General features: G+C 59.9%; 9 protein-coding genes, 2 tRNA genes and 3 rRNA genes. 4 read left to right on the top strand and 10 right to left on the bottom strand.

The features are described 5' to 3' along the window. The first annotated feature begins 5 nt into the window (after nt 1–5). From ACZ0BA_RS26610 to ACZ0BA_RS26595, 4 genes are read left to right on the top strand one after another with little or no spacing between them, the layout of a single operon-like run. A complete protein-coding gene (locus ACZ0BA_RS26610) occupies nt 6–911 on the top strand; it encodes a cobalamin-binding protein (RefSeq protein ID WP_463454129.1) in 906 nt (301 codons plus the stop codon). A gap of 25 nt (nt 912–936) precedes the next feature. Further along, a complete protein-coding gene (locus ACZ0BA_RS26605; protein ID WP_463454835.1) occupies nt 937–2370 on the top strand; it encodes a cobyric acid synthase in 1434 nt (477 codons plus the stop codon). After that, on the top strand, nt 2367–3050 hold the full coding sequence (bluB, locus tag ACZ0BA_RS26600; protein ID WP_463454128.1) for a 5,6-dimethylbenzimidazole synthase: 684 nt from the start codon (nt 2367–2369) through the stop codon (nt 3048–3050). Before ACZ0BA_RS26605 ends, bluB begins: the two co-directional genes overlap by 4 nt. Before the next feature lie 36 nt (nt 3051–3086). Then, nucleotides 3087–4499, top strand: coding sequence for a DHA2 family efflux MFS transporter permease subunit (locus tag ACZ0BA_RS26595; protein WP_463454127.1), 1413 nt, complete (start codon nt 3087–3089; stop codon nt 4497–4499). Here the strand turns inward: ACZ0BA_RS26595 and ACZ0BA_RS26590 are convergent. The 10 genes from ACZ0BA_RS26590 to ACZ0BA_RS26545 form a co-directional block, all read right to left on the bottom strand. After that, nucleotides 4483–5394, bottom strand: coding sequence for a phytanoyl-CoA dioxygenase family protein (locus ACZ0BA_RS26590; RefSeq protein WP_463454126.1), 912 nt, complete (start codon nt 5392–5394; stop codon nt 4483–4485). The genes ACZ0BA_RS26595 and ACZ0BA_RS26590 overlap by 17 nt on opposite strands. A gap of 67 nt (nt 5395–5461) precedes the next feature. After that, on the bottom strand, nt 5462–7477 hold the full coding sequence (locus ACZ0BA_RS26585) for a beta strand repeat-containing protein (protein ID WP_463454125.1): 2016 nt from the start codon (nt 7475–7477) through the stop codon (nt 5462–5464). Between the two features lie 69 nt (nt 7478–7546). Beyond that, nucleotides 7547–9571, bottom strand: coding sequence for an esterase-like activity of phytase family protein (locus ACZ0BA_RS26580; protein ID WP_463454124.1), 2025 nt, complete (start codon nt 9569–9571; stop codon nt 7547–7549). 147 nt (nt 9572–9718) lie between these two features. Beyond that, a 5S ribosomal RNA gene (gene rrf, locus ACZ0BA_RS26575) occupies nt 9719–9831 on the bottom strand. Nucleotides 9832–9962: 131 nt separating this feature from the next. Next, a 23S ribosomal RNA gene (locus tag ACZ0BA_RS26570) occupies nt 9963–12835 on the bottom strand. A 230-nt stretch (nt 12836–13065) separates the two neighbouring features. After that, nucleotides 13066–13141 (bottom strand) — tRNA-Ala (locus ACZ0BA_RS26565). Nucleotides 13142–13165: 24 nt separating this feature from the next. After that, nucleotides 13166–13242, bottom strand: a tRNA-Ile gene (locus ACZ0BA_RS26560). Between the two features lie 78 nt (nt 13243–13320). Further along, a 16S ribosomal RNA gene (locus ACZ0BA_RS26555) occupies nt 13321–14849 on the bottom strand. The 16S, 23S and 5S rRNA genes sit together here with 2 tRNA genes alongside, the layout of an rRNA operon. A gap of 396 nt (nt 14850–15245) precedes the next feature. Continuing rightward, on the bottom strand, nt 15246–16724 hold the full coding sequence (locus ACZ0BA_RS26550; RefSeq protein ID WP_463454123.1) for a GTPase domain-containing protein: 1479 nt from the start codon (nt 16722–16724) through the stop codon (nt 15246–15248). Continuing rightward, nucleotides 16721–18193 (bottom strand): DUF2868 domain-containing protein, encoded by a 1473-nt coding sequence (locus tag ACZ0BA_RS26545; protein ID WP_463454122.1) that lies wholly within the window; start codon nt 18191–18193, stop codon nt 16721–16723. Before ACZ0BA_RS26545 ends, ACZ0BA_RS26550 begins: the two co-directional genes overlap by 4 nt. Nucleotides 18194–18219: the final 26 nt, after the last annotated feature.

The following is an 18219-nucleotide window of genomic DNA, read 5'->3' as shown; positions in this document are numbered from 1 at the left end:
AGTCAATGAAGACCAACCACCTCGCGCTGACACGCTGTCTGTTCGCGGCCGCCATCGCCGCATCTGTTTGCACCACTGACGCCAGCGCCGCCCCCATCAGCGTGCGCGACGACGACGGCAACGTCATCACGCTGCAAAAGCCGGCCCAGCGCATCATCGCAATGGCGCCGCATGTGACGGAACTGCTGTATGCGGCCGGCGGTGGCGACAGGATCGTTGGCGCCGTCACCTACAGCGACTTCCCGGAGGCGGCAAAAAAGCTGCCGCGCATCGGCACCAACCGCCAGATCGACATGGAGCGGGTGATCGCCATGAAGCCCGACCTGATCGTCGCCTGGATGCACGGCAGCTCCGAGCGCCAGATCGAGACGCTGCGCCAATTGGGCATTCCGATTTTCCACAGCGAGCCACTGAAGCTGGATGGCATTTCCGATAGCCTGCTGCGCCTCGGCCAGTTGATGGGTACCGAAAGCGTCGCGCAACCCGCCGCCGCCGACATCCGCAAGCAGTTCGCGTCGCTGGCCAAGCAGTACTCCAACCGGTCGCCGGTAAAGATGTTCTACCAGGTGTGGGACAGGCCGCTCTATACGCTCAATGGCGCGTCCATCGTCAGCGACGCCATGCGGCTGTGCGGTGGCGTCAACATCTTTGCCGACCTCAAAACCACCGCGCCGGTGGTCAGCGTGGAGGCGGTGCTGCAAGCCGACCCGGAGGCGGTCTTCGGCACCGCAGAGAAGGACTACGGCGGCGTCGCGTTGTGGAAGCCATATACCACCATGAAGGCGGTCCGCAACGACAACCTCTTTACGCTCGACGGCGAGCTGCTGAACCGCGCCGGTCCGCGCATGGTCGCCGGCACCACCGCACTGTGCGAAAAACTCGAACTGGCGCGCCAGCACAGGAAGAATTAACGTGAGTTTTCCCTATTCGACCCTGATGGTACAGGGCACCACATCCGACGCCGGCAAGAGCACCGTGGTCGCCGCCCTATGCCGGCTGCTCAAGCGCCAGGGCGTGCGCGTGGTGCCATTCAAGCCGCAGAACATGGCCCTCAACAGCGCGGTCACCGCCGACGGCGGCGAGATCGGCCGCGCGCAGGCGCTGCAGGCCATCGCCGCCGGACTGGCGCCGCACACGGACATGAATCCGGTGCTACTCAAGCCATCGAGCGACATCGGCGCGCAGGTCGTCATCCATGGCAAGGTACGCGCCGAGATGAATGCGCGCGACTACCACCAGTACAAAACCGTGGCCATGCAGGCGGTGCTGGAATCGCACGACCGCCTGCTGACGCAGTACGACAGCGTGATCGTCGAGGGCGCCGGCAGCCCTGCGGAAATCAATCTGCGCGAGCGCGACATCGCCAACATGGGCTTTGCCGAAAAGGTCGATTGTCCGGTCGTACTGGTGGCGGACATCGATCGCGGCGGCGTGTTCGCGCATATCGTCGGTACGCTTTCGTGCCTGTCGGAGAGCGAGCGTGCCCGCACCATCGGTTTCGTCATCAACCGCTTCCGGGGCGATATCAAACTGCTGGAGCCAGGCCTGGAATGGCTGGAGCGGCAGACCGGCAAGCCGGTGCTCGCCGTGCTGCCGTATCTTCACGGCCTGTTCCTCGACGCCGAGGATGCGGTGCAGCCGGTGCAGGCGTCGAAGGGCGCCTTCCGCGTGGTGGTGCCCAGCCTTCCCCGCATGAGCAACCACACCGACTTCGACGCGCTGCGCGCCCATCCCGACGTCGATCTGCATTTCGTGCGCCAGGGCGAGCCGATCCCGAAGGCCGACCTGATCATCCTCCCCGGCAGCAAGAACACGCGCGGCGATCTGGAATGGTTGCGCGCGCAGGGTTGGCCCAAGGAGATCGACCGCCACCTGCGCTACGGCGGTAAGGTCATCGGCGTATGCGGCGGCTTCCAGATGCTGGGGGGCAGCGTCACCGACCCCCTTGGCATCGAGGGCAAGGCGGGCGATTCGCCCGCCCTCGGCCTGCTCGACATGGTCACCGAAATGACTGCCGACAAACGCCTGGAGCAAGTCCGTGGCACCTGCGCCTTCGATGCCGATGGCGCCACCGTGGCAGGCTATGAAATCCACATGGGCACCTCGACCGGCGCCGCGCTGGCATCGCCGGCCTTCCTGATCGACGGCCGGCCGGAGGGCGCGCGGTCGGCCGATGACCAGATACTGGGCACCTACCTGCATGGCCTGTTCGATACGCCCGAAGCCAGCGGCGCGCTGCTGCGCTGGGCCGGTCTGCATTCGGACCATACCGTCGATACCTCGGCGCTGCGCGAGGCCAGTCTGGATCGCATCGCCGACGCCACGCAGCCGCTGCTGGACGCGCTGATCGCGCTGAAGAAAACGCCATGAACCGGCATGCTTATTCGGACGCCGAGATCGGGGGCGTCTACCGCGCCATACGCGAGCGGCGCGACGTGCGCCACTTCAAGCCGGGACCACTGGAGGAAGGCCAACTGCTGCGCTTTATCGCCGCCGCGCACAATGGACCCAGCGTCGGCCTGATGCAGCCTTGGCGTTTCATCCGCATCGCCAATCCGCAGCTGCGCGCCACCATCCATCAACACGTGAACGAAGAACGCATCAAAACGGCCGAAGCGCTGGGCCAGCGCGCGGAGGAGTTCATGCAGCTGAAAGTGGAAGGCATACTTGCCTGCGCCGAGGTGCTGGTGGTCGGCCTGGTCGACAAGCGTGAGCATTATGTATTCGGCCGCCGGACCATGCCGGAGATGGATCTGGCGTCGGCCGCGTGCGCGCTGCAGAATTTCTGGCTGGCGGCGCGCGCCGAAGGTATCGGCGCGGGTTGGGTGTCCATGTTCGATCCGCAAAGGCTGCGCGAGATTTGCGGCATGCCGGAAGGCAGCCAGCCGATCGCGGTGCTGTGCGTGGGGCAGGTGGAGGAATTTTACACCGCGCCGATGCTGGAGCTGGAGCGCTGGGACCAGCGCCGCCCGCTGAGCGAGATCATGTTCGAGGACCGCTGGGGAGCCGGTTTCGAGGAAATACCTCGCGCCCCATACATTCCGGCCTAATGACCCAACCTTGCCTTTTATGTGACAATTGAAGGCATGAATACTTCCGCCGCCAAGCGCTATCTGCCCTGGGTCGTCGCCACTGCCCTGTTCATGGAGCAGTTGGACTCGACCATCGTCAACACGGCGATTCCCAGCATGGCGGTCAGCCTGCAGGTCACACCGCTGAGCTTAAAAGCGGTCGTCACCAGCTATATCCTCAGCCTCGCGGTGGCGATTCCGATCAGCGGCTGGATGGCCGACCGCTTCGGCACCCGGCGCGTATTCATGTCGGCGGTGGCCATTTTCACGGTGGCGTCGGTGCTGTGCGGGCTGTCCCTCAATTCACCGATGCTGGTGGCCGCGCGGCTGTTGCAAGGACTGGGCGCGGCGATGATGATGCCGGTCGGACGGCTGGCCATCATCCGCACCTTCCCCAAGGCAGAGCTGCTGGCAGCGATGAACTTCGTGATCATCCCGGCGCTGATCGGCCCCTTGCTCGGCCCTACCGTCGGCGGCTTGATCGTCCACTGGCTCACGTGGCGCGATATCTTCTTCGTCAACGTACCGGTGGGCCTGGCGGCGATTTTCCTGGCTTACCGCTACATGCCCGACTATCGTGGCGACGGCGTGCGGCCGCTGGACCTGATCGGCATGGTCCTCTTCGGCACCGGCGTGGCGCTGCTGTCATGGCTGCTGGAGGTCTTCGGCGAACATAAACTCGATGCGACGTCGGCGACGGTGCTGCTGCTGATCGCCGGCAGCCTGCTGGCCGCCTACGTGTGGCATGCGAAGGATGCCAAATTCCCGCTGCTGCGGCTAACGCTGTTCAAGATACGCACCTTCCGGGTGTCGGTGATGGGAGGCTTCATCACGCGCATTGGTGTTGGCGGCCTGCCTTTCCTGCTGCCGCTGTTGTACCAGCTGGGCCTCGGCCTGCCGGCATGGCAATCGGGCCTGCTGATGATGCCGTCGGCCGCCGCCGCGATGGGCATGAAGTTCATCTCGGTGCGCGTGCTGGCCCGATTCGGCTACCGCCAGGTGCTCACCGTGAACACGCTGTTGATCGGTCTGACCATCGGCATGTTCTCGCTGGTCCATCAGGGTACGCCGCTGTATGTGATCGTGATGATCAGCCTTTGCCTGGGCTTTTTCAATTCGCTGCAGTTCTCCAGCATGAACAGCATCGCCTACGCCGATGTGGAGAACGCCGATTCGAGCATGGCCAGCACCATCGCCAGTTCGATGCAGCAGTTGTCGGTGAGTTTCGGCCTGGCCGCAGGTTCGCTGATCACCGGCTGGTTCCTCGGCGACCTGCCGCAGTCGAACCGCCTGGCGCTGACCTCCGCGCTGCACTACGCCTTCCTCACGCTGGCAGTGGTGACAATACTGTCGTCGTTGACCTTCTGGTCGCTGCGCAAGGAGGATGGCGAAAGTATCAGCAGAGGCACGGCTAGCCGCGCGGCTTGACGATCAAGCGGTTCACATACGGATCGAAGATCAGCGGCCCCTGGTAAATTTCGGGCGCATACTGGTAGGCGTAGCTGGGCAGCAGCGAGTACTGTATCTGCAGCATCAGGCGCGGTTGCCGCGCCGGCGCCGTACCCTTGTGGATGCCGGCGGTATCGACGGCAAAACAGAAACCGCGCGAACCGATCGCCGTCAACAGCTTCTCGGCGCCGTAGGTGCTGGCGATTTCGGTGTCGCTGTAGAAGCGCAGGCGCATCGGCGCCTGGGTCAGATGGCTGCCGTGCAGATAAACGTGCGGCCCGGCGTCGAGATCGACATCGGTCAGGTAGACCAGCACCTTCAGATAACGCCAGTCTTCGGAATCGCGGTGAAACGCCTGCAACGCGCTGCAATCCCCTTGCACCGGAAACGACCAGCGCAGCCCGAGCGCGGAAATCGTCGGCTTGCAGTCCATATAGCGGGCAGCCAGTCCCAGCAGCGCAGGGCTGTTGGCCAGCGTGAGGATATGCGGACAAGCAATGACGTCGCGCAGGTGGTAGTCGGCCACGCGCACACCGGCGGGCGCCTGCATCAGCGTGAACGAGGCGCGGTCACGGTCGCGGTCAAACAAGACCTTGTTTTTGAGATAATCCTTGATGTCGTCGCATTGCGCGCTGTCCAACAAGTTTCCCAGCGGCGCGTAGCCGCTGCCGCACAGGTCGGCCAGCGCCGTCTGCTCCTGCGCCGTATTCGCGTACAACTCTTTTCCCGATCCCTGTCGCGCGCGCAATGCGCCGCTCAGCGCGCGTACCACCATGCGGCGCAGTGCGGGCCGCGTGACGATGCGTTGGCTGTAATACAACAGGCTGTGCAACGGGGCGAAACGGCGGCCGGGGGTCAGCTGCGCATATTCCATGGGAAATTCCTTCGAGGTTCACCCCTCAGAAGGTAACAACCCGCCGCCCCGTGCGCTTTGATATCGGCTAAACCCCTTGCTTGCGACGGCGTACCATGGTCCCGATCAGGCCCAGCCCACCCAACAACATAGCGTAGGTGGCCGGTTCCGGCACGGCTGCGGCGGTCACATCGGTATAGGCGCCGTCGAAGCGGAATATCGCCCGTTGGCCGTTGATACTGGTCATGCCGATCAACGCCAGGAAGCTGGTGTCGCTCGAGTAGTCGCCCAGCAGGCGGAAAGCGTAGCCGCCCGTCGCGGCTTCGGTAAAGGACAGCGTCTTGCCGCTGACCACGGCGCCCAGGCCGTTGAAGGTCAGCGACGAAGCACCGAGTTGCACCGAGGCGTTGTCGAGCAACGACAAGCTGGCAAACGTTTGGCCGTCCGCGCCCGCGTTGGTCAGGCGTAGCGCGCCGCCGTTCAGGATCAGTTGGCTGCCGGCGGCGATGCGGTTGGCGCCGTCCAGGGTCAGGGTACCGCCGCTCAGCACGGTGGTGCCGGAGTAGGTGCTTACACCGGACAGCACCACGTCGCCGCTTTTAAATTCGACGCTGTTGAAATTGGAAATCGATCCGGCGTAGGCGAAGCTACCGCCGGCCTGGACCACCATCGTGTTGGCGCCACCGACGCCGCCATTGATGCTGCCGCTGATGCTGCCGCCGGTGATGGTCAGGCTGTTGTTGCCGCTGCCCATTTCGATGGCCTTGCCGCTGCTGGCACCGCTGATGTTGCCGCCCGTGACGATGACGGTCTTGTCGGCGCCGGTCTTGATGGCGGCGTTGACCGCGCCACCGCCCTGGATGATGGCGCCCGCCTGGTTCAGGATGGTGACGGTATGGCCGCTGGCCGCGCCGATGGCGACGATGGCCGAATCGCTCTGCCCGCGTATCAGGCCGCCGGCTTGGTTGGTGATGGTCGCGTTGCCGTACAGCCCTTCGCGCGTGCCGTTGCTCAGATCGTTGCCAGCCAGGGTGATGCCGCGACCGACAGCGTTGGTATTGCCCGCCGAAACCAATCCCTCGATCGTGCCGCTGTTGGTGACGACGCCGCCGCCGAAGCTGATGCCTTCGCTGTAAGCCAAGCCGTCGGCCGGCGCGCTGAAGGCGTTGACCGAGCGGATGATGCCGGTGTTGGTGATGGTGGCAAGACCGTCCACGTCCAGTCCGTCGCCATCGCCGGTGATGCCGCGACCGATGATGCTGCCGTGGTTGACGATATTGGCGGTCTGGTTCTTGTTGAAGCCGTCCAGATTGACGCCGGAGCCGTTGTTGCCGCGAACCACGCCGCCGGCCAGGTTGGTCAGGTCGATGACGAAGCTGGCGCCGGCATTGTCCTGGCCGCCGGTGATGCCGTGGCGCCCGCCTTCGATCAGGCCGGCCGCGCCGTTGACGATCTTGATGCCAGTGTTGCCCTGGGCGTCGACACCATCGCTGCTGGCGCCGCTGGTGGTCAGCGAGCGGATCGTACCGTTGTTGTTGACGACGCCATTCACGCCGGCGCGCACCGCGTCGGCCTCGGTCGCCTGCAGCAGGCCGCCGCTGAAGTTGTTGACGACGTTGGCGCCGCCGGTGATCGAGCTGAAGTCGACCGCCTGCGCGCCACCGGCGCTGGCGTTGAGCGAGATCATCGAGCCATAGTTGTTCAGGGTAACGCTGGCGTTGGCCTTGTTCATCTGTATCACGTCGGCGTCGGCGGTCTGCATCAGGGCGGCGCCATTGGTGGCGCTACCGTTGATGATGACCAGGCCGGTGGCCCCGGCGTTGTCGCGGATCGCGCGGCCGCTGCCTGTCTGGCGGATGGCGCCCTGGTTGTTGAGTGTCGCGTTGTTGCCGGTGACGGTCACCGCCACCGCACCGCCGCCCACGGTCAGGGAGCCGGCGGCGGTCACTGTGCCAGTGTCGTCCTTACCGAGCGTGCGGACGGTGCTGCTGGCGCCGCCGATGGTGAAGTCGGCCGCGAAGGCCGTCTGCATGGTCAGCGGCAAGGTCGCCGCGACCAGCAAGGCCTGGATGGCGGAGGAAGCTTTCGGCAGCGTGATCGTCATAATTTGTCCCGGATATTGTAGTAAGCAAACTTTCAATATCCCATAAAATTATGACAAGATCGTGACGCGTTAGAAGGCTGTCAGCGCCTTGCTGAACTTAATCAGCCACAGACGGCTTGGACGCTCGCGGTCGTCGCCACGGGCGACGCGGATCGTGTTGGCGGCGTTGCAACCGGATGCGCTGCTGGTGATGATCACGCCGTTCGCGTCGACATTGCACTTGGTGACATCGGCATCGTCCACCGCCACGCCGGCCGCATCGTAGACTTTGGTTTTGAGGCCGAAGTCATTGTCGTTGACCAGCGCGAGCGTGTTGCCATCGACGATGGTCAAACCTTCGGCTTTTTCCGCCAGCCAGCCAATTGCGTTCAGGTCGAGCAACTGCGTTTTCTTCAGTGTCACCACCGACTTCCAGTCGGCGCCATTGACGGCCGCGCCGCCCATGCTGCTCTTTTCCAGATCGGATGTTGTCGCGTTGTAGGCGGCCGCCGCGATATCGGTGGCTGCGCCGATCTCCACCAGCATCAGCTTGTTGAATACCTTGCCGCCGGGCGCGGCGCCCTGCTCGATCACGATGAACTTGCCGTTACCGAGCGCGACCACGTCACCCAGCTTGGCGTTGCCGGTGCGGCCATCCTGGTAGTCGGCGCGATCGAGCGGATAGGCGTACATCTTGCCCGACGTGCCGGTGGTCGGATCGAACTCAACCCAACGGGTGAAGCGCGCGTAGCGTTCCACTGCCTCGTTCTTGCCGGTCACCGCGTATGGCGCGTTGCCGTCGCTAAGCGGACTTTGCAGGAAGGCGTGCAGCTTGTCGGTGGACGTGTCCAGTGCCATGCCTTCCATGCCGCGATTGGCACGGCGCTTGAGGAAGATTTCCGGCAAACCGCTGCCGGGTGCGTACTTGTTGAGGATGATGCCGGTGGCCGGATCGATCTTGACGATGAACGGACCATACTCATCCGACACCCATAACACGTTGCGTTTCTTGTCGAGCACGATCGCTTCAGAATCGAGCCCGCCGGCGTTGAAGGTGGCTTTGCTGCTGGCGTCGTATTTCATCACGTCCATCACCGGCAGCTCGGCCGAATTGCCGACAGCGCCGGGTGCTACCGGAAGGCCGGAGGCGTTGATGTTGGCCGACACCTTGATCGGCGTGGACGCTGTCAGCACCGCGCCGGATTTTCCGACGGTGATCAGCCCAAACGCGGGCGTAAAGCTTGGCGACGGGAAGATCTTGGCGCCGGTAACGCCGGTGCCGCTCAAGGACGGCAGATTCGGGCCGTCGCCGTTGGGGCCGCGGTCGGTCAGGCCGTAGAACTCCAGGTCGCCATTGGCGTTGAGACCTTTGAAGGCGATCGACGATCCGTACGATGGCAGGAACCCCAGCGGAAAGTCTTCCTTGACCTTGGCGTTGCTGCCCTCGTAAGGGATGTAGAAATTGTTGGCCGCCTGGATTTGATAGCGGGTCACGCTGACGGCGACATCACCCAGCTGATTCTTTTGCGTGAAGGATTCGTTGACCGGCGTGCCGACCGTCGAGGCCAGCGTGTCTTCGAAGTGCTCACGCACAAGGGCCCGACGGTTGTCGTCGACGGTGCGGGCGGCGTACTTGGCGCCGGCGGCTTTCAGGTTATCGGTCATGGCGGTATTGAAAGTGGTGGCGGACGCGCCGAAGTCCGCGCTTTTGGATGCCAGCGCGGTCTTCACGTCGGCGGCGAGCTTGATGCCGTTCGACGGATCGCTATCTTCATCCAGCAGCTGCAGGGCCAGCAAGCGGTTGATCACTTTGACGTCCTTGATGTCGGTAACGCCAGCCAGTTGCAGCGGCGTGATGGTGGCCGCGCACGGTGCGCTGCCCAGGGCAATACCGCCGATACTGAAGCTGACGGTGTCGCCAGCGTAACACGTGAACTCGCCTTTGGAAGTCGTGCTGGCTTTGGCGGCGGTACCGGCGACATAGTCCAGGTTTTCCACCGCGCCATCGAGGAACACGCCGGTCATCGACGGGCGCGCGGGCGCCTCGTTGTCGCTGCCACCGCAGCCGGCCAGGACGGAGAATACAGCGAGCGACAATAAAGGAAGAGTTTTCATGCTGGACCGCCTCAAAGTGAAAAAGAGGCAAGTCTAGCGAGCGCGTGTGACGCAGGTATGACAGGGAATAGGGACGGAAAAAAGCCCCACCGGCACTGAACGCGATCTTGAGCGCGTTCTGGCTGGTGGGGCTTTTTAATATAACTAGCCTGACGATAACCTACTTTCACACTGGTTGCAGCACTATCATCGGCGCAGAGTTGTTTCACGGTCCTGTTCGGGATGGGAAGGGGTGGTACCAACTTGCTATGGTCATCAGGCATTGACTTGTACTGGGCTGCGCGCATTCGCGTCGCCCTGAATCTGGAGAAGTAAGTAAATGGGGTAATGAAGTTGTGTATCAACGAACGTTTCAACGCACTTCTTATTCACCACAACCTGCTAAGGTTATAGGGACAAGCCGTACGGGCAATTAGTATCAGTTAGCTTAATGCATTACTGCACTTCCACACCTGACCTATCAACGTCCTGGTCTCGAACGACCCTTCAAAGAGCTCAAGGCTCTGGGAAATCTCATCTCAAGGCAAGTTTCCCGCTTAGATGCTTTCAGCGGTTATCTCTTCCAGACTTAGCTACCCGGCAATGCCACTGGCGTGACAACCGGTACACCAGAGGTCTGTCCACTCCGGTCCTCTCGTACTAGGAGCAGCCCCCTTCAAATTTCCAACGCCCACGGCAGATAGGGACCAAACTGTCTCACGACGTTTTAAACCCAGCTCACGTACCACTTTAAATGGCGAACAGCCATACCCTTGGGACCGGCTACAGCCCCAGGATGTGATGAGCCGACATCGAGGTGCCAAACTCCCCCGTCGATATGAACTCTTGGGAGGAATCAGCCTGTTATCCCCAGAGTACCTTTTATCCGTTGAGCGATGGCCCTTCCATACAGAACCACCGGATCACTATGTCCTACTTTCGTACCTGCTCGACTTGTCAGTCTCGCAGTTAAGCACGCTTATGCCATTGCACTATTAGCACGATGTCCGACCGTACCTAGCGTACCTTCGAACTCCTCCGTTACACTTTAGGAGGAGACCGCCCCAGTCAAACTGCCTACCATGCACTGTCCCCGATCCGGATAACGGACCAAGGTTAGAACCTCAAATGAACCAGGGTGGTATTTCAAGGTTGGCTCCACGAGAACTGGCGTCCCCGCTTCAAAGCCTCCCACCTATCCTACACAGATTGATTCAAAGTCCAATGCAAAGCTACAGTAAAGGTTCATGGGGTCTTTCCGTCTAGCCGCGGGTAGATTGCATCATCACAAACACTTCAACTTCGCTGAGTCTCGGGAGGAGACAGTGTGGCCATCGTTACGCCATTCGTGCAGGTCGGAACTTACCCGACAAGGAATTTCGCTACCTTAGGACCGTTATAGTTACGGCCGCCGTTTACTGGGACTTCAATCAAGAGCTTGCACCCCATCATTTAATCTTCCAGCACCGGGCAGGCGTCACACCCTATACGTCCACTTTCGTGTTTGCAGAGTGCTGTGTTTTTATTAAACAGTCGCAGCCACCAGTTTATTGCAACCCGTTCACCCTACTGAAGTAAATCAGCCAAGCTACAAGGGCGTACCTTTTCCCGAAGTTACGGTACCAATTTGCCGAGTTCCTTCTCCCGAGTTCTCTCAAGCGCCTTAGAATACTCATCTCGCCCACCTGTGTCGGTTTGCGGTACGGTCTCGTATGACTGAAGCTTAGAGGCTTTTCTTGGAACCACTTCCGATTGCTTCAGAACCTAAGTTCCTCGTCCCAGTCCCTTGAATTACGCGCCCGGATTTGCCTAAGCGCCTTCTATGAACCAGAAACTGCCTATTCCAACAGGCAGACAACCTTCCGCGATCCGTCCCCCCATCGCATCATACGACGGTGCAGGAATATTAACCTGCTTCCCATCAGCTACGCATCTCTGCCTCGCCTTAGGGGCCGACTCACCCTGCTCCGATGAACGTTGAACAGGAAACCTTGGGCTTACGGCGTGGGGGCTTTTCACCCCCATTATCGCTACTCATGTCAGCATTCGCACTTCTGATACCTCCAGCATCCTTTACAAGACACCTTCGCAGGCTTACAGAACGCTCTCCTACCATATGCTTACGCATATCCGCAGCTTCGGTGACTGGCTTAGCCCCGTTACATCTTCCGCGCAGGACGACTCGATCAGTGAGCTATTACGCTTTCTTTAAATGATGGCTGCTTCTAAGCCAACATCCTGACTGTTTTAGCCTTCCCACTTCGTTTTCCACTTAGCCAATCTTTGGGACCTTAGCTGGCGGTCTGGGTTGTTTCCCTCTTGACGCCGGACGTTAGCACCCGACGTCTGTCTCCCAAGCTCGCACTCATCGGTATTCGGAGTTTGCAATGGTTTGGTAAGTCGCGATGACCCCCTAGCCATAACAGTGCTCTACCCCCGATGGTGATACTTGAGGCACTACCTAAATAGTTTTCGGAGAGAACCAGCTATTTCCAAGTTTGTTTAGCCTTTCACCCCTACCCACAGCTCATCCCCTAATTTTTCAACATTAGTGGGTTCGGACCTCCAGTGCGTGTTACCGCACCTTCATCCTGGCCATGAGTAGATCACTTGGTTTCGGGTCTACACCCAGCGACTATCGCCCTGTTCGGACTCGATTTCTCTACGGCTTCCCTATATGGTTAACCTTGCCACTGAATGTAAGTCGCTGACCCATTATACAAAAGGTACGCAGTCACGGAACAAGTCCGCTCCTACTGTTTGTATGCACACGGTTTCAGGATCTATTTCACTCCCCTCCCGGGGTTCTTTTCGCCTTTCCCTCACGGTACTGGTTCACTATCGGTCGATTACGAGTATTTAGCCTTGGAGGATGGTCCCCCCATATTCAGACAGGATTTCTCGTGTCCCGCCCTACTTGTCGCACGCTTAGTTCCACACATCGCATTTCACATACGGGGCTATCACCCGCTATGGCTCCAATTTCCAGTGGATTCTGTTATGCGTCATGCTAAAACGTGCAGGCTCTTCCCATTTCGCTCGCCACTACTTTGGGAATCTCGGTTGATTTATTTTCCTGCAGCTACTTAGATGTTTCAGTTCGCCGCGTTCGCTTTGCATACCTATGTATTCAGTATGCAATGACCTAAAAGGCCGGGTTTCCCCATTCGGAAATCTGCGGATCAAAGCTTGTTTGCTAGCTCCCCGCAGCTTATCGCAAGCTACTACGTCCTTCATCGCCTGTAATCGCCAAGGCATCCACCATGTGCACTTATTCACTTGTCCCTATAACGTTAGCCCCTTGCGACTAAACAAAGGAGCGGTTATAGAAATAAGAAGTACTACGTTGTTGCGTTTGTTGATACATACAATCATTACCCATCGCGCCACCTGTCGGTGTCGCGATCAATAAAAATTTACTTACTTCTTCCAGATTGTTAAAGAACGTACAGCACTTGATCTCTAAAAGATCAAACATAAACATACGCGGTGCGCGTTGCTTGCATTTGAACTTTTGGTGGAGGATGACGGGATCGAACCGACGACCCCCTGCTTGCAAAGCAGGTGCTCTCCCAGCTGAGCTAATCCCCCTGAGATTTACTACTAGGGTAAAACTGGTAGGGCTGGTTGGACTCGAACCAACGACCCCCGCGTTATCAACACGGTGCTCTAACCAGCTGAGCTACAGCCCCAAATGCTGTTCTTTATATTGACAGTCGATAAGTGTGAACGCTTGATGGCGAGTTATTGCTAACTCAGTGCTACTCTAGAAAGGAGGTGATCCAGCCGCACCTTCCGATACGGCTACCTTGTTACGACTTCACCCCAGTCACGAATCCTACCGTGGTAAGCGCCCTCCTTACGGTTAAGCTACCTACTTCTGGTAAAACCCGCTCCCATGGTGTGACGGGCGGTGTGTACAAGACCCGGGAACGTATTCACCGCGACATGCTGATCCGCGATTACTAGCGATTCCAACTTCATGCAGTCGAGTTGCAGACTACAATCCGGACTACGATACACTTTCTGCGATTAGCTCCCCCTCGCGGGTTGGCGGCGCTCTGTATGTACCATTGTATGACGTGTGAAGCCCTACCCATAAGGGCCATGAGGACTTGACGTCATCCCCACCTTCCTCCGGTTTGTCACCGGCAGTCTCATTAGAGTGCCCTTTCGTAGCAACTAATGACAAGGGTTGCGCTCGTTGCGGGACTTAACCCAACATCTCACGACACGAGCTGACGACAGCCATGCAGCACCTGTGTGATGGTTCCCTTTCGGGCACTCCCAAATCTCTCCGGGATTCCATCCATGTCAAGGGTAGGTAAGGTTTTTCGCGTTGCATCGAATTAATCCACATCATCCACCGCTTGTGCGGGTCCCCGTCAATTCCTTTGAGTTTTAATCTTGCGACCGTACTCCCCAGGCGGTCTACTTCACGCGTTAGCTGCGTTACCAAGTCAATTAAGACCCGACAACTAGTAGACATCGTTTAGGGCGTGGACTACCAGGGTATCTAATCCTGTTTGCTCCCCACGCTTTCGTGCATGAGCGTCAGTTTTGACCCAGGGGGCTGCCTTCGCCATCGGTGTTCCTCCACATATCTACGCATTTCACTGCTACACGTGGAATTCTACCCCCCTCTGCCAAACTCTAGCCTTGCAGTCTCCATTGCCATTCCCAGGTTGAGCCCGGGGATTTCACAACAGACTTACAAAACCGCCTGCGCACGCTTTACGCCCAGTAATTCCGATTAACGCTTGCACCCTACGTATTACCGCGGCTGCTGGCACGTAGTTAGCCGGTGCTTATTCTTCAGGTACCGTCATTAGATCTCTGTATTAGAAAGACCCGTTTCTTCCCTGACAAAAGAGCTTTACAACCCGAAGGCCTTCTTCACTCACGCGGCATTGCTGGATCAGGCTTGCGCCCATTGTCCAAAATTCCCCACTGCTGCCTCCCGTAGGAGTCTGGACCGTGTCTCAGTTCCAGTGTGGCTGGTCGTCCTCTCAGACCAGCTACTGATCGATGCCTTGGTAGGCTTTTACCCTACCAACTAGCTAATCAGATATCGGCCGCTCCAGGAGCATGAGGTCTTGCGATCCCCCACTTTCATCCTTAGATCGTATGCGGTATTAGCGTAACTTTCGCTACGTTATCCCCCACTCCAGGGTACGTTCCGATATATTACTCACCCGTTCGCCACTCGCCGCCAGGTTGCCCCGCGCTGCCGTTCGACTTGCATGTGTAAGGCATGCCGCCAGCGTTCAATCTGAGCCAGGATCAAACTCTTCAGTTTAATCTCTGTTACTTTTGCCGTTTTACCGGCACTCTTATTGCTAAGAGGTCGCTCACTCAAAATACTGACAGGCCACTACTTGCGTAGCGCCTATTTCATTACTTCTTGTGAACATTTGATATTTTAAGTTTCATGCAACCCGAAGGCTGCATGTGCACTTTCATCAAACGTCCACACTTATCGACTGTTAATTTTTAAAGAACTACAATTCGGTACTGCTTGCTGCCTGCTGAAGAAGCGTTGTGTTCATCAGCGAAGAGGCAAGATTATGAAGCGTTTCGAACATTTCGTCAAGCACTTCATTTTCCCCGCTTCATTCTGCAACACGCTGTTTTGTGTGCGTCGTTCTGCGAGGGGGCGAACTATAGCAAGGGGCGAGAGTTCCCGCAAGGACTTTTAAAGCCCAGCCGCAACATCCGGGTACAGTCGGATCAAGGTGGCGCTTGCTATCTGCTTGATCAACGCCGTAGCCGCCTCGGTGTCGGCCTTGTCCCGGCGCAGGTCGCTCCACAATACGATCAGCGCGGCATCATGCTTCGCCACAGTCTGCTCGACCTCTTCCTGCCAGAAGGCCGGCGCCTCGTTCTCCACGAAGTTGCCACGTCCGCGACCAAAATGGGCGACGGCCAGGTAGCGCAAAATGCCAACAACCACTAGATTGCGCATGAAGGCATCCGTGAATTGCACGGCGGGCTGGTTGCGGTCCGTACTGGAGTTGAATCCCCAGGCCGCGCCAGCAAAGGTCAGCGCACCGATCACGCCGCCGAGTAATGCGCCGCCGCCAAGGGTCAAACCGCCGGCCATCACGTCGGCGGACAATCCAGTCGCCGCGCCTGAAATCACAGCGCCCAGCAATCCCGCCTGCGCCTTATCTATGGGAGCACGCACGGCAAAGTTCTCGCGCACCCGCTCATTGATCTTGCCGGCATCGGTTGGGTCGAGCTGGTGCAGGATCAGCATTTCGCGCGTCGACTCCACCGTCGCTTGGTTCAGTCGGGCGATCAGATTGCCCATCGCGCGGTCCTGACGCTGCTGTTCCTCGTTCTTGCCGATGCCCACCACCTTCAACGCCGACTTGAGCATGCTCGAAGGCACGGCGTCTACCACCTCGCGATCGCGCGCCGCCGCCGCCAACTGTTTGGCCAGCAACCGTATTGCGTGATCGTAGCGGCGCGCGTTGGCCGCTTCCCACGTCGCGAACAAACGGGCGTAACCGGCCTGCTGCGATGTATCGAGCAATTTCCCGACCATTTCATAGAAGACGCGCTCATGCACCCAGCAGCGGGCGAAGGCATCCAGCGCCAGCACTTCGCGCACCGCCGGATATTGGGCCAGATGCTCGCGCCAACGCGCCTGCTCGGCCTGCTCTTCCGCAGCCGGCCTTGGCCGGCCGGTCTGGTTCAGGAGCACCACCACCGGCTTGCCGATCCAGTCCAATATCTTCATTTCCGCCGGCACATAGCCAGCATCTTTCGGATTTTCCGAGGAGTTGACCAGATAAAGAACGACGTCAGCGGATTCCTTTGCGGTGCGCAAGGCATTCTGGCTGAGCCAGAACGGCCGGTCGCGGTAGCGATCCAACACTTCCCGCAGGAACCAGCCGATCGGATTGCCCGACTGCCCCAGCCGCTTCAGCAACCGCACCGAATCGCCAAAGCCCGGCGTATCCCACAATTGCAGGCTGTCGCCTTGCGGCGTCGTCAGCAAGGTGTGCGACTCGGCGAAGATGGTGACATGCGCGGCGTCGCGCACTTCGCCGACATCCATGCCGACCAGGGTGCGCGCCAGGGTGGTTTTGCCGTTGTTGGTATGCGAAATCAGCGCGAACTGGATGTGCACCGCGTCTGCGGCGTTTTTTTCAATAGAAACACTCATGCGGCAGCCGACAGTTTCAGCCCGACGCCGGCGTCGAGCGGGTGGATGGACGGGTCAAGCAGATTCACGACGGTCGCCGTGGTCTGATGGAAGTGGCAAAACTCCTGCCACAGGGCGGTTCTTTCGGCAAGACCGCGCTGGTCGGCCTGGCCCATGCGCTCCACATACGAGGACTCGTCGAGCAGAACGGCCACGCCGCGCGGCGTCGCCTTGACCAGGTAGTCGAGGAAGGCGCCGTGGTTTTCCTTTTCAGGCGTGGCGGTCAGGTTGAACAGCACCGCCGTCATCGTCACGCCAGGATCGTTGAGGTCGACGTCGCGCAGCACCTCCTGCGGCTCCTCGCCGTACGAGGTCGACGGCCGCAGCATTACGCGACCCTGTTCGCCGAACAGCATGGTGGCGACCTGCCCCAAGCCACGGTGCCGGGCCTCATCGACGGTAAAGCTGAACGGCAACACGCGCAGCATGCCGCCGCTGCCCGCGCCGATGGTTTCGTTGAGTTTGCGGAAATACGGCTGATCGAGGTCGATCGGGAACCGCCGGCTCAGCCGCGCCGCGCGCCAGTTGGCGACCAGCGCCAGCACCAGACGCGGCAGCACAACCAGCAGGAAGATCGTTGCCGCGTACAGGTGGACCCAGCGTGCGCCACCCTCGGGCGCCGTGGTCTGCGGGAAGCGCAGCGCCGCGATCTCGGCCAGCGTGAATCCTTGCAACGGGAACACGGCGATGGCCGGCGCAAACAAAAACGACAGCAGGCTATGCACTTGGGTGGCGTCGAGGAAGGTACTCTCCCAGCCGGCCGCATACTGGGACAGAAGTCCACGGCCATACAAGGAGAGCACGGCGCCGAGCGCGAACATGGCCGCGCCCAGATGGATGGTACGGCTGAGCCGGGCCGTCGTCAGTTTGGCGCTCAGCTGCGACCACTCGCCCAGAAAACCGAGCAATCCGGTCGCCAGCACCGGCGGCACCTTGCGCGGCACCGCCAGCTTGCCGACGCTCAGGCGGCGGATCAGGCCCGACTGCGGCCCGCCGGTGGCACGCGCAGGAATGAGCAGGCTGATCAACAAGCCCAGATACACCAGCAGGTTCCAGACGATGATCAGCAGAAGCGGCGCCGACAGCAGATCGACGCGGTGCGGATCGGTGATGCGGTCCAGCGCGGCGCCCAGCGCCAGCGCCAGCAGCGGCAGCAACCACGCCAGCGCCCGCAAGCCGGTTGAGCGCCTGGCGAAACCGGCAAACGCCGGCGTGCGCTCGGCAAGGCGTTTCAGTATCTGTTCCGAACGTTGCTGCAGGAAATCGTCGGGCGTCACGTCCGCATGCTTGTCCGAGGCCTGCCATTGCGCCAGTTCGCGCGCGCTGCGGCTGGCGTACATGCGGTCATCTTCGCTGAGCACCTCTTTTTTCTGGTCGGCCAATTCGATGGCGCGCACCAGGACGACCTCCCTGGCAATCTGCTCGTTCATAGTACTCCCGTGTTTGGTCAAAGCGA

Source organism: Duganella sp. AC917 (assembly GCF_979258245.1).
This window is presented reverse-complemented; position numbering and strand designations above follow the sequence as displayed.